Source organism: Paenibacillus oryziterrae, assembly GCF_042610485.1.
Classification (GTDB): Bacteria; Bacillota; Bacilli; order Paenibacillales; family Paenibacillaceae; genus Paenibacillus_AQ.
In genome coordinates this window covers 50,152-62,500 of the sequence record NZ_JBGJZO010000025.1, presented here as the reverse complement: position 1 = coordinate 62,500, position 12,349 = coordinate 50,152, and the positions used below count along the sequence as shown (strand labels likewise).

At 47.5% G+C, this 12,349-nt stretch carries 15 protein-coding genes and 2 rRNA genes; 14 read left to right on the top strand and 3 right to left on the bottom strand.

Annotation, left to right across the window (positions count from 1 at the left end; translation table 11 throughout):
• From ACAN55_RS20365 to ACAN55_RS20355, 3 genes are all read left to right on the top strand, one after another.
• Positions 1-85 (top strand): 23S ribosomal RNA (locus ACAN55_RS20365); the annotation flags it as partial.
• 314 nt (positions 86-399) lie between these two features.
• Positions 400-516 (top strand): 5S ribosomal RNA (rrf, locus tag ACAN55_RS20360).
• Between the two features lie 257 nt (positions 517-773).
• A complete protein-coding gene (locus tag ACAN55_RS20355) occupies positions 774-1,184 on the top strand; it encodes a hypothetical protein (RefSeq protein WP_379137135.1) in 411 nt (136 codons plus the stop codon).
• 71 nt (positions 1,185-1,255) lie between these two features.
• Here the strand turns inward: ACAN55_RS20355 and ACAN55_RS20350 are convergent, their stop codons facing one another.
• On the bottom strand, positions 1,256-1,780 hold the full coding sequence (locus ACAN55_RS20350; RefSeq protein ID WP_379137132.1) for a hypothetical protein: 525 nt from the start codon (positions 1,778-1,780) through the stop codon (positions 1,256-1,258).
• 206 nt (positions 1,781-1,986) lie between these two features.
• Between ACAN55_RS20350 and ACAN55_RS20345 the strand changes: the two genes are divergently transcribed.
• The 10 genes from ACAN55_RS20345 (at position 1,987) to rsmI (ending at position 9,727) form a co-directional block, all read left to right on the top strand.
• Positions 1,987-2,172 carry a sigma factor G inhibitor Gin gene (locus ACAN55_RS20345; RefSeq protein ID WP_379137130.1) on the top strand — a complete coding sequence of 62 codons (186 nt, stop codon included), beginning with the start codon at positions 1,987-1,989 and terminating at the stop codon, positions 2,170-2,172.
• A 206-nt stretch (positions 2,173-2,378) separates the two neighbouring features.
• Complete coding sequence (locus ACAN55_RS20340; RefSeq protein WP_379137127.1) at positions 2,379-3,998, top strand: aminotransferase class I/II-fold pyridoxal phosphate-dependent enzyme; 1,620 nt, start codon at positions 2,379-2,381, stop codon at positions 3,996-3,998.
• Positions 3,999-4,628 (top strand): dTMP kinase, encoded by a 630-nt coding sequence (gene tmk / locus ACAN55_RS20335; protein ID WP_379137124.1) that lies wholly within the window; start codon positions 3,999-4,001, stop codon positions 4,626-4,628. It begins immediately after the preceding gene.
• Positions 4,629-4,704: 76 nt separating this feature from the next.
• On the top strand, positions 4,705-5,034 hold the full coding sequence (locus ACAN55_RS20330; protein WP_379137121.1) for a cyclic di-AMP receptor DarA: 330 nt from the start codon (positions 4,705-4,707) through the stop codon (positions 5,032-5,034).
• A 118-nt stretch (positions 5,035-5,152) separates the two neighbouring features.
• The gene (locus tag ACAN55_RS20325) at positions 5,153-5,596 is read left to right on the top strand and encodes a YaaR family protein (RefSeq protein WP_379137118.1); all 444 of its coding nucleotides are present in this window, start codon (positions 5,153-5,155) and stop codon (positions 5,594-5,596) included.
• Positions 5,597-5,614: 18 nt separating this feature from the next.
• Positions 5,615-6,589, top strand: coding sequence for a DNA polymerase III subunit delta' (gene holB / locus ACAN55_RS20320; RefSeq protein WP_379137115.1), 975 nt, complete (start codon positions 5,615-5,617; stop codon positions 6,587-6,589).
• A gap of 147 nt (positions 6,590-6,736) precedes the next feature.
• Positions 6,737-7,537, top strand: coding sequence for a PSP1 domain-containing protein (locus ACAN55_RS20315; protein ID WP_379137112.1), 801 nt, complete (start codon positions 6,737-6,739; stop codon positions 7,535-7,537).
• Between the two features lie 28 nt (positions 7,538-7,565).
• Positions 7,566-7,940: an initiation-control protein YabA gene (locus tag ACAN55_RS20310; RefSeq protein WP_379137109.1), complete on the top strand. Its 375-nt coding sequence runs from the start codon at positions 7,566-7,568 to the stop codon at positions 7,938-7,940.
• A gap of 114 nt (positions 7,941-8,054) precedes the next feature.
• On the top strand, positions 8,055-8,825 hold the full coding sequence (locus tag ACAN55_RS20305; protein WP_379137106.1) for a tRNA1(Val) (adenine(37)-N6)-methyltransferase: 771 nt from the start codon (positions 8,055-8,057) through the stop codon (positions 8,823-8,825).
• A complete protein-coding gene (rsmI, locus tag ACAN55_RS20300) occupies positions 8,822-9,727 on the top strand; it encodes a 16S rRNA (cytidine(1402)-2'-O)-methyltransferase (protein WP_379137104.1) in 906 nt (301 codons plus the stop codon). The genes ACAN55_RS20305 and rsmI overlap by 4 nt, the downstream gene beginning before the upstream one ends.
• Before the next feature lie 242 nt (positions 9,728-9,969).
• On the opposite strand, the gene ACAN55_RS20295 is transcribed toward rsmI, so the two are convergent.
• Together ACAN55_RS20295 and ACAN55_RS20290 are read right to left on the bottom strand one after the other, a co-directional pair.
• Positions 9,970-10,152 carry a hypothetical protein gene (locus ACAN55_RS20295; RefSeq protein WP_379137102.1) on the bottom strand — a complete coding sequence of 61 codons (183 nt, stop codon included), beginning with the start codon at positions 10,150-10,152 and terminating at the stop codon, positions 9,970-9,972.
• Positions 10,153-10,349: 197 nt separating this feature from the next.
• Complete coding sequence (locus ACAN55_RS20290) at positions 10,350-10,604, bottom strand: AbrB/MazE/SpoVT family DNA-binding domain-containing protein (RefSeq protein WP_036651645.1); 255 nt, start codon at positions 10,602-10,604, stop codon at positions 10,350-10,352.
• A 431-nt stretch (positions 10,605-11,035) separates the two neighbouring features.
• Between ACAN55_RS20290 and ACAN55_RS20285 the strand changes: the two genes are divergently transcribed.
• On the top strand, positions 11,036-12,322 hold the full coding sequence (locus tag ACAN55_RS20285; RefSeq protein WP_379137099.1) for an HD domain-containing protein: 1,287 nt from the start codon (positions 11,036-11,038) through the stop codon (positions 12,320-12,322).
• Positions 12,323-12,349: the final 27 nt, after the last annotated feature.

Below are 12,349 nucleotides of genomic sequence, written 5' to 3'. Positions count from 1 at the left end.
GAAGACGACGAGGTAGATAGGTTGGAGGTGGAAGTGCAGCAATGCATGGAGCTGACCAATACTAATCGGTCGAGGGCTTATCCTATATTAATTCGCAAAGATCGTTTCGGATCCAGTTTTCAGGCATCAAGCCTGCAATTCATGAAGCTGCATGTTCTTTAGAAGAACGGATGAATATCCTGCAGCACACGCTATGAAATTCATTCGCACAATAGTGCGGAATCGAATTTCTTGCGCCAGCGCTTGTTTCACAAGCGNCAGGCATCAAGCCTGCAATTCATGAAGCTGCATGTTCTTTAGAAGAACGGATGAATATCCTGCAGCACACGCTATGAAATTCATTCGCACAATAGTGCGGAATCGAATTTCTTGCGCCAGCGCTTGTTTCACAAGCGCATGTCTGGTGGCGATGGCGGAGGGGTTCCACGCGTACCCATCCCGAACACGACCGTTAAGACCTCCAGCGCCGATGGTACTTGGACCGAAGGGTCCTGGGAGAGTAGGACGCCGCCAAACAACGAAGAACCACTGTTGATCTCAGCAGTGGTTCTTTTGTTTTTTATGGATATTTCAAATAGGAATATAGCATCATAAAACGACTTTAATCTGCGAAACAGGGTGACATTTTTGTTACCGACAGGGCGTTTGATACAAGTATAATAGAAATGTGCAAATATTAAGCATACCCTTAATACGAATGAACTACTGATAAATTCTGATTTTGAATTTTATTGTGTCTTTAGATGCAGGTAGGGGTAAGGAGGATTTAAGGTATGAAGCGAACCTCAGGAATATGGACGCTATTCATTCTTTGTATAATAGTTGGATTACTGGCTGGTTGTGGAACCAAAGAGCCATCCTGGCAGTCTTTTGAAGGGGCGTTAAATGAAAAGAGCTTTCCGGTACCCAAAGAAGCGAATTCTCCCGATCGGACTACAACGAATGTAGCCATGGATTATGTGCGATATTCTTTACCGGGCCTTAAGGAAAAACAAGGGATTCCGGAACCTTATCTCAAGGAGATTGAGGCCTGGGGATGGAGTGAACAGGATGATGAGAAGGGCACATCCCGTGTTTTTCAAAAGGATGGGCTGAGTGTTCACATCACTGTGCATGATGACTATTTCATTGTAATGGTGCCCAAAGAGAAAAAGGCCTCAATTAAGGGGCTCGAAAGTAAATAAAATAAACGCCATCCATTCGGATGGCGTTTATTTGTTAAGTGCAAATCTGGAGGTATGTAGATGTTGATTGACTATTGGGAATAGTAGGATACATCGGTGGGGCTGAATTTCAGCATACCTTGCTCATGTCCCAGATTTAATTTCATTAAGGTGTAGCCGCGCAGTAGCAGTAGCCATAAGTGGCATAACGCGAGTGCTGCGGTAAAAGCGGGCGGAGCCCAAACAATAAAGAGTGCAGAGATACAGAGGCCAATCCAGAAATTATGCATTTGGATTCTTCGGAACAAGCGGTAGTTAATATATTGATCAGGCATATAGCCAAGCCAAGGAAGCTTAAATGATAACCTCCAGCGTTTTGCGATGGGATTGCCTGTAAGCAGCAATACGGACCGTGAAATAACATATTGAATCCAAAAAACAACTGGTGCCGCCAAGATAAAATAGAGCAGGCTGAACCAGGATAGAAAAATAGTCTCCGCAATAATGAATATAAGAGGAAGAATCATATAAACTCGCAGCATCGGAATGGAAATATTAATTTTTTGAATTAATTTGTACTGATAAAACGTAGCTGCAGCCTTGGGGTTGGATTCCATACAAACAAGCTGACCTCCTAACAAGTTGTCTTGTATCTTTTATCGGCAGAAGCGGACAATTTATTAAACCAAGACTAAAACACAAAGCAGGCCATACTGGAATATATATAATATAGGATACTGTAGGATATGAAAAAACTATGAAAAGGTTTAAAATGATAGAAGGTGTAACATACTGTTCTTAAAAGAGTCAAGGTGGGATGGCTATGGAAGAACAAAACGGGCAAGCTTGCATCATTTGTGGGCAGGTTAAAGAGGAAGGCATTGTGATTGTCTCGCATTTTATTTGTGAGGATTGCGAAGGGGAAATGATACGTACCGAGGCGGAGGATGCGAAATACCGTTTTTTTATCGGCCGGATGAAAAAAATAGGGCTGCAGAAGAATGCGTAAATCCGTAAACTGCCGGGAAATCATCGAAAGAAGTATAAGCGGGCGGTGGGTATACGGTGCCACAGTATAAAAGGCTGCTTCATTTATGGCTTCTCCGTCGTTGTGGCGGTTGAAGCCTTTTTATGTTGGTTATCTATAGGGGAATAGGCGTATTGGTCTATATGCGTTAAAATAGAAGGAAGCCTGTACATTGGAAGGAATAAGATATGGATCAGAGAAAGCGTGATACTGCGCCTTTATATGAAATGCTGGAACAATATAGAGAAAAGGGTAATACATCTTATCACGTGCCGGGTCACAAGAATGGGCAGGCATACAGTGGAGGTGCCGGGGCGGGTTTTTTAAGTGAAGTTATGAAAGCAGATGTTACGGAAATTACCGGTACGGATGATCTCCATCATCCGGAAGGTGTCATCCGGGAGGCACAGTTGCTTGCAGCGGAATGTTTTGGAGCGGATGAAAGTTTCTTTCTCGTTGGGGGAAGCACAGCCGGCAATCTGGCATTGATCCTGACGGTATGCCCTGAACCGGGCATGACCTTGATTCTTCAGCGGAATGTCCATAAATCGGTGATTCATGGACTGATGCTGGCCGGCGTGACCGCGGTGTTTCTCGAGCCGGAGCTCGATCCCATCCGCGGTCTGGCGATTGCACCGTCAGCAGAAACGGTGCAGGCAGCCTTGGCGGCGCACCCAGAGGCCGCCGCCGTGCTGGTGACCATGCCGAATTACTACGGCATGGGAAGTGACCTTGCGCCCCTGGCCGAGGCCTGTCACCGCAGCGGGGTTCCGCTGCTGGTGGATGAGGCCCACGGGGCGCATTACGGGCTGCACCCCGGGCTTCCAGCCGGGGCGCTCTCCTGCGGCGCGGACGGCGTCGTGCAGTCCACGCATAAGATGCTGCCTGCGCTCACCATGGGCGCGATGCTGCATATTCAAGGGCCGCGGCTCGACCGCGCCCTGCTGCGGCAGCGGCTCGCCATGGTGCAGAGCTCCAGCCCATCATACCCCGTGATGGCTTCGCTCGATCTGGCCCGCCGGCTGGTGCACAGCCAGGGGGCCGGGGCCTTCACGGCGGGGCTCGCCGCCGTGGAACTGCTGAAGCGCGGCCTGGCTTCGCAGCCGCGCTACCGGCTGCTGCAGCCCGAGCCGCTGCAGCAGCAAGCCGGCGGCGCCAGCGCAGCCGCCGGTAGAAGCACGCCGCCGCTGCGCGAGGCGGCGTATACTGCACAGGACCCCTTCAAGGTCGTCATTTATGACGGCACCGGGGTCCTGAGCGGCTTCGAGCTCCAGCAGAAGCTCGAAGCAAAGGGCTGCGTGCCGGAGATGAGTGACGACCGGCACGTCGTATTGGCCTTCAGCCTGGGCTCAAGGGATGAAGATGCCTTCAGGCTTCTTGAGGCGCTGAAGGATATCGATGCCGAGGAGAGGGAGAGTATTCTCTGTGCAGTGGCCGCTGAGCAATATACGAGCGAGAGCGAAGAGAAAGTCCTCGCTGATTCTGAATCAGAGGCAGAGTTGCTTTCGATGTGGAGCCATCAGGGGGAGGATCTGTTCTCTGCACCTGTCTCCTTCTCAATGAAGCCTGTGGCAGAAGAAGACAAGGAGAGCATTAAGCTGGGTGAAAGCGAGGGCAGAGTGGCGGCGGAGATGGTAATTCCCTATCCGCCAGGAATTCCGCTGTTATATCCCGGCGAGAGAATCACTGCAGCCATCAAAAAACGGTTAACAGCTTTAGCTCAATCGGAAATCAAGTTTCAGGGAACCGCTGATCCGGCTTTACAATATATTAAAGTGTACCCGATGAAGAAAGGCGGAGAGGCATAATTGGCCCGCGAAGGATTATTTATTACATTAGAAGGTGGAGACGGCTCCGGTAAGACTACCGTGCTGGGCCGGCTCGCAGCTTATTTACAGAACAGATCAATGCCTTATCTGATTACCCGGGAACCGGGTGGCATTGAAATCGCTGAGAAGATTCGTACTATCATTCTTGATCCTGCCCACACTGCGATGGACGCCCGCACCGAAGCCTTATTATATGCAGCATCACGAAGCCAGCACTTGGCGGAACGTGTGGAGCCGGCTCTCAAGGAAGGGCTGACCGTGCTGTGTGACCGGTTTGTCGACAGCAGCCTCGTATATCAGGGAGTTGGACGGGGCCTCGGAATTGAAGAGGTATGGAATATCAACCGCTTTGCCATCGGCAGCCGCATGCCGGATATTACTTTTTATTTGGACATCGAACCGGAGATCGGTTTATCCCGGATTGCCGCGAATCATGAACGCGAGGTTAACCGTCTGGATTTAGAGAGTATTGCCTTTCACCGGAAGGTACGAGAAGGTTACCTTCAGGTTGCCGCCACTTATCCGGAACGTATTATCGTTCTGGATGCCAACCGTCCGCTCCATTTGGTGGAAAGAGACATCATCAAGGCACTGGAAGAGCGGATATAAAGGATTTTGATTAACTTTTGTCTAATATATATAGTAGTAGTACGGGTTTCTACAATTCTGTAAGGAGGGAACGCAGATGAAATTAATCATTGCGATAATCCAGGATAAAGACAGCAACCGGTTGTCAAGCGAACTCGTAAAAAGCAACTTCCGCGCCACCAAGCTGGCAAGTACAGGCGGGTTCCTGCGTGCAGGAAATACAACATTTATGATCGGGGTCGATGATGCCCAGGTAGAATCCGTATTAACTGTCATTCGCAACAGCTGTAAGGTTCGTGAACAGCTGGTAACCCCGGTTACACCAATGAGCGGTACTACTGATTCTTATTTGCCGCTTCCTGTAGAGGTTCAAGTAGGTGGAGCAACGGTATTCGTGCTTCCCGTCGACCGTTTCGAGCATTATTAATTCCTTTGGCAGTAACGGTGATCATTCACCGGTTACCGGTATGATCAACCGTTTCTGCCCGCTACGGGTCTTGTGAATATCGACATATAATTTAGTTTAGTAAAGGTGGTAGATCGCTTTGAAAATTAATCCGGGTTACAGGCCCCTGAAAAGTGATCTTTCAACCACAGAAGGGTCGAATAAACCTGTTCAGCAGAAGAACTTCTCTGATGTCTTTCATCAGCAGGGGGAACAAGCTTCACGGGATGAATTAACCCGCCAGATCAAGGATATTCAAATGCAGGGCGACCGGTTGTCCAAATCGATGACTGTTCGTGAGCTGACGATATACAAGGTGATGATTAGGCGATTCCTGGAAGAGACTGCACGACGGGGAGTATCGATGAAGGATACACGGGGCTGGGATCGCAGAGGCCGCGGTAAGCGATATAAAATACTAGAAGAGATTGATTCTGCCCTGTTAACTTTAGCAGATGATTTGCTCGAGAGCGAACAGGGACGTATTGACTTGCTCGGACGTGTCGGTGAAATTCGCGGCATGCTGATCAACCTTTCTTTTTAACAGTTCAGGGAGGAAATTATGCCTTTTCAAGATATACTCGGTCAGGACAATGCAAAACGGCTACTGCAGAATGCTCTCCGGAACGAATCTGTCAGTCATGCGTACTTGTTCAGCGGGCCGGCAGGCTGCGGTCAGATGAAGACGGCGTTAACTTTCGCCCAGGCCATCTTTTGTACCACTTCGCAGGATGATGCCTGCGGCGAATGCTTGGAATGCCGGAAGGTCGAGCATGGGAATCATCCCGATCTGCAGCTGCTTGCACCGGATGGAGCGAGTATTAAGATTGACCAGATCCGTGATCTTCAGCGGACCTTCTCTTACCGCTCCGGGGGCACTAATCCTAAGGTTTATATTATAGATGGAGCAGATAAAATGACGGTGCAAGCCGCCAATAGTCTTTTAAAATTCTTGGAAGAGCCGCCTGCACCGGCTGTAGGTATTCTAATTGCAGATAACGGGCGATCCCTGCTGCCAACAATCCAGTCGCGGACCCAGCGGATCCCTTTTAGTCCCTTGCATCCGGAAATCATGCTGCAAGCTTTGGCCAGCGAAGGTATTCCAGCTCCGCTTGCTAGGTGCGCGGTTTCGCTGACTGCCGGAATCGAAGGTTGCAGGGAAATTTTACAACAGAATTGGTTTGCAGAAATGAGAAACCTAATGTTACAATTAGCAAAGGAGTCTTTGAGCAAAGGAAGCTCTGCGGTGGCAACCGCCGGGCAGAAAGTGTTTAAGACCGGGCTTGGTGAACATTTGGATACCCTGTTTAGCATGTTTCATCTTTGGTTTAAAGATATGCTCTACTTCCTGCACCGAAAGCACGAAAGTATTGTTTTTATAGATCAGTTAGATTTCATTTCCAGGCATGCAGATCTACGGGACAAGGCAGAGTGGGTGAATTATATGGAAGCTGCGGCCGAGAGCAAAAAGAAGCTGCGATTTAATGTGAATCCCCAGCTTTGTTTGGAACAGTTCTTAATTTCTCTGGAACGTTGAAGCATAATCATTTTTTGTGCTTTTAGCATATATCCTCCGGATGTCGCTTCAACCTGAAAGTTAACGGTTTATCGGATGAGGAAGGACAAGCAATCATCAGAGCGAACAGCTCAGGTTCCTTTTACCGGCATACAAGGGGGTTAATTTTTGTACAGCGTAGTAGGGGTCCGCTTTAAAAAAGCGGGTAAAATATATTACTTCGATCCACTGGATTTCCCTATTGAACGGGATCAGCACGTGATCGTGGAAACGGCACGCGGGGTCGAGTATGGCAAAGTCGTTGTAGGCAAGAAGATTGTTCAGGAGTCTGACGTCGTTCTTCCGCTGAAGAAAGTAATGCGTATTGCCGGAGATTCCGATGCACGTATTGTGGAAGAGAACAAAGGAGCCGCAAAAGACGCTTTTACGGTCTGTTTAAATAAAATTCGCGATCATTCACTTAAGATGAAGCTGGTGGATGTGGAGTTCACGTTTGACCGTAATAAGATTATTTTTTACTTTACGGCTGAGGGAAGAGTGGATTTCCGTGAGTTGGTTAAGGATTTGGCCAGTATTTTCCGTACAAGGATTGAACTAAGGCAGATTGGTGTGCGTGATGAAGCCAAAATGCTTGGAGGTTTGGGACCGTGCGGACGAGTGTTGTGCTGTTCCTCATGGTTGGGTGATTTTGAGCCGGTATCGATTAAGATGGCCAAGGATCAGAATCTTTCACTGAACCCTACGAAGATTTCCGGACTTTGCGGTCGTTTGATGTGCTGCCTGAAGTTTGAACATGATAATTATGAAAGTGTGAAAGAAGAGATGCCAGCCGTAGGCAAAATGGTCATCACTTCTCTAGGAGACGGCAAGGTTGTAGGGATCAATGCTGGTAGTCGCACCATTCATGTTCAGTTGTTTGAAGTGGGCAAAGTTAAAGAACTTCCAATGGATGATGTTGTCGTCAAGTAAACCATTAGGTTACTTTCGGGGTGGAAACTTGGAAAAGAAAAATATATTTGCACACATGCAGGATATGGAAGCTCAGATGGAAAGCATGAGATCCAATCTGGGTAATTGGAAAGAAACCGTCAAGGAACTGATGGAAGCCAATCAAAGGCTCACGCTTGAGAATGAGCAGCTGCGCAAAATTTTAAAAAGAGAAGCACCGAATCCGCAGGACCCGGACACAGTTGTACCTGCAGATACAGAAGCTCTTCTGGCCGACGGTGAAAGAATCGGTGAAGTGGTTGGGGAAGGTTATGATAATCTGGCCCGGCTCTATCATGAAGGCTTTCATATTTGCAATGTGTATTTCGGGCATTTGCGTACGGAAGGCGATTGTCTCTTCTGTCTGTCTTTTCTTAATAAATAAGGATACTCAGCCGTAGGAGAAACTCGCCTACGGTTTTTTTTGAAGTAAAAGAGTCTGTAGGTTGCAACATGTAATGTAATGAAGTATAAGTTTTAGGATTAGGAGAATAAATGAATGAAGCCAATAAACGATGTAACGGTACCTTTACTTCCATCCGAGCGGATTGACGATCTGTTGACCCATGATTTAAGAATCATCCAAAGCGACGAGGTATTCAGCTTCTCTATGGATGCTGTGTTACTGGCGCGCTTCGCTAGTGTTCCGCCGCGTGGACGTGTGCTTGATCTTTGTACCGGTAACGGAGTGATTCCGATGCTGTTGACCACCCGTACACGCGCAGAGATTGAAGGAATAGAAATTCAACCACGCCTTGCGGACATGGCCCGCCGGAGTGTTGCACTGAACGGACTTCAGGAGCGGGTAGTAATTCACGAAGGGGATCTGCGGGAGCTGCATACGGTGCAAGGACATGGTGTATATGATGCGATAACAGTGAATCCGCCCTATATGCCGCTTAACGGCAGCGATCTTAAGCTGAATACCCATCAGGCGATGGCACGCCATGAGATTGGGTGTACTTTAGAGGAGGTTATTCAGGCATGTGTCCGTCTGGTCCGCACCGGAGGCAAAGTGAGCATGGTGCATAAACCTCAAAGGCTGGTGGATATTATGAGTCTGATGCGCCAATACAGACTGGAGCCGAAGATTATCCGCTTTGTACATCCGCGTGCCCATCTCGAAGCTAACATGGTGTTAATTGAAGCAGCGCGTGACGGTAAGCCCGAGGTCCGGGTACAACCGCCGCTGATTGTATATAATGAAGAGAATCAGTATTGCCAAGAGATCATGGATATTTATTACGGTGCTAAAGAAGGTAGATCATGACATTTACAAGACAAAGCAGCTTTCAAAATAATGGTGATGGATTTAAGCGCGAAGGCGCCGGTTCACTGTATCTGGTGGCCACCCCCATCGGCAACCTGGAGGACATGACGTTCCGGGCGATCCGGATGTTAAAAGAGTGCGATATTATCGCCGCCGAGGATACACGTCAGACCCGTAAATTGCTGAGCCATTTCGAAATTACCCCTTCCCTTCTGTTCAGTTATCATGAGCATAACAAGGAGGCCAGTGGCCCCGAATTAATCCGATATATAATAGAAGGTAAAAATTTAGCCCTCGTCAGCGATGCCGGATTACCCGCTATTTCCGACCCCGGATCCGAGCTCGTTGCACTTGCTATACAAGAGGGAATACCAGTCATTCCTGTCCCCGGAGCGAACGCAGCTTTATCAGCTTTAATCGCCTCCGGACTGCCGACTACGACCTTTACCTTCGCCGGATTTCTGCCCCGTGAGCGTAAAGACATCCGGACTACACTTGCAGCTCTTCGTTCTGTTCCGGGAACCCTCCTCTTCTATGAGTCACCCCACCGGGTCGCTAAGACCCTCGTGCATTTGGAGGAGGCCTTCGGCAACCGCCGCATCACTCTGGCCCGCGAACTGACAAAGCGGTATGAGGAATTCGTACGCGGTACCATCCAGGAGTGCAGCGAATGGCTTGCCGAGCATCCCCCGTTAGGCGAATATGTAATTGTCGTCGAGGGCGAAAGCAAGGAAGAGGCCGAAAGTGCCAGCTCCGCCTGGTGGCGCGAGCTTAGTATCGAGGAGCATGTCGCCCATTACGAGAACGCGGATATGCCCCGTAAAGAAGCGATGAAGAAGGCCGCTTCTGACCGAGGTGTCCCGAAGAGGGATATTTACAACGCCCTCCTGTCCCAAGATTAACTCCACAGTATAAAAGGGTAATATTATTACACACTGTAAAAATTTTAGTAGGATCGGTTTTGAAGCATTTGCAAATCCCGAAGGGAGAGCCCATCTTTCCCGTTCTGCGTTTCGATCTCGGTTCTGCGTCTCAGGCTTTCGGTTCTCTTTTTCGGTTCTTTTTCTCGAATTCCGGGTTCTTGTTCTCGAATTCCCGGTTCTCTGTTTCTGTTTCTGGTTTTTGGTTTTCAGTGTTTAGGCAGTTAGGCGATTCCCACAGGGAGAGCCACGAGTGTGCGGAGAAGCGCACGAGCGCTTGTGCCCACAGCAGGAGGAACGACTGCGATGTGACCAATGTTCGCATGAAAGGTTCTGAGGGCGCTCCCGTAAGGGAAGCCCGAGAGGAACCGCTCCACCGCCACCCCCGCTCTTCTGCGCGCACTCAAGGTAACAGACGAAAATTCCGGGTGTCCAGAGGGCGGGAGCCCTTGGGGCCCTCCCTAGAGGGAGGGTTTGGGAGGGTGAAAAAGTTTGGGAGGGTGAAAAAAGGTTAAAAAATACCCCCCGCAATTCGCGGAGGGTCAAGGAGATATTAAAAGGTTAGAATTAACAATTAGATAAGTTTTATTATATACTATCCGCCTTAATTTGTCACAGGGGTAGGGATTGCGGAAATACATTCATGACAAACAATTTTACCTTTGAAATAAGTAACATTCTCAGCATTTCCACAGAAAATGCAGGCAGGCTCGTATTTTTTAAGCATGATCCGCTCACCGTCTACGTAAATTTCGAGCGCATCTTTTTCACCAATACTTAGGGTGCGACGCAATTCAATTGGAATAACAACCCGTCCCAGTTCGTCCACTTTTCTTACAATACCTGTTGATTTCATCATACAAATGTTGCTCCTCTCAAAAACATCAAAATGATTAGTATAATCAAAAATAGTAAAGTGTCATTATTCGACATTGTTCTCTGTTTTATGATATTTATAATACCAACCATTCCCAAAACAGTCAACCTATTTTTCCTTAAATTAAAGTTTTTTAATCAATTTAGTAAAGAAATTATTGATAAATACGCAAATTGTTCAAATTAAATGGTATAATTTAGGGAAATAATTTGGAAATCCTTAATTCGTCATCATTCGACAACAAAAGACATTTGACGCTAAAATGCAAAGATATATTGTTTTTTTCGAAATACAAGAAGGTATAGTCTCTACATGATAAACTTTATCCTTGTATTTTTACGAGTAATGGTACCGTCCCATTAAGGACGCTGCAGCCGTTTCTTCTTATCAAAATATAAAAAGGAGTTGATCTTATGAAGCAGCCACTTACGGAAGAAAAGGTGTTTAAAGACCCCGTTCATAATTACATACATGTTCAAGATACGACCATATGGCGATTGATCAACACTAAAGAGTTTCAACGTCTGCGCCGGATCAGGCAGCTTGGAACCTCCTACCTTACGTTTCATGGCGCGGAGCACAGCAGGTTCTCCCATTCATTGGGTGTTTATGAAATTACGCGCCGAATCATCTCCCAATTCGAAAGAAGCGGATACGGAGATTGGATGCCTGAAGAGGGACTACTCACCCTGTGTGCCGCATTACTTCATGATCTGGGTCATGGACCCTTCTCTCATTCTATTGAAGAAGCTTTCGAAATGAATCACGAGGACTGGACCTGCCGGATTATTCTGGAGGATACTGAAATCACAGAGATTTTGCGTGAAGTGGAGGAAGATTTCCCGCAAAAAGTGGCCTCGGTTATTTCCAAAACGTATGAACATGCTATTGTTGTCAATTTGGTATCCAGTCCGCTGGATGCAGATCGCATGGATTACCTTCTTAGGGATGCTTATTACACTGGGGTTAATTATGGAACGATCGACATTGATCGAATCCTGCGCGTGCTGCGCCCTTATAACGGAAGAGTGGTTGTTAAAGAATCGGGGATGCATGCGATTGAAGATTATTTGATGTCTAGATACCAGATGTATTGGCAGGTTTATTTCCATCCGGTGACGCGAAGCTCCGAGATTATTTTGCGCCAAATTTTCCGCAGGGCGAAAGAGCTGTTCCAGGGTCAATTTCCTTTCCGTTTTATGATTGAGCCTTTGAGTGATTTATTTGGCGGAGAGGTAACTGTTGAGCAATATTTACAGCTGGATGAAGCATTGGTACAAACCGCGTTTATGCAATGGACAATGGAAGAAGATGAGTTGTTAAGCGATCTATGCAATCGATTTATACATCGAAAACTGTATAAATATGTAGAAATGGAGAGCTTAGATTTGGAGACAATTGATGAAATCCGCCGAAGTTTTTCCGGTGTCGGCCTTCATCCCGAGTATGCTCTGGAGGTTGATTTTCCAACAGATTTGCCCTATGATGTGTTCCGTCCGGGTGAAGGGTTCGACAAGAAGCAAATCCTGCTTCTGGACCGCGAGGACCGTCTGCGGGAAATCTCTGAGGTATCGGATATTGTCCGTTCCATCAGCGGGATTCACCGGGGCCGATATCACCTCTATTTCCCTGCAGACCAGTTGGAAAAAGTACGTGATCAACTGCCTTTATCCATCGCCCAGATATTTGCTAAAGCATGAAAAAACTAACTCTATAACCTTATAAAT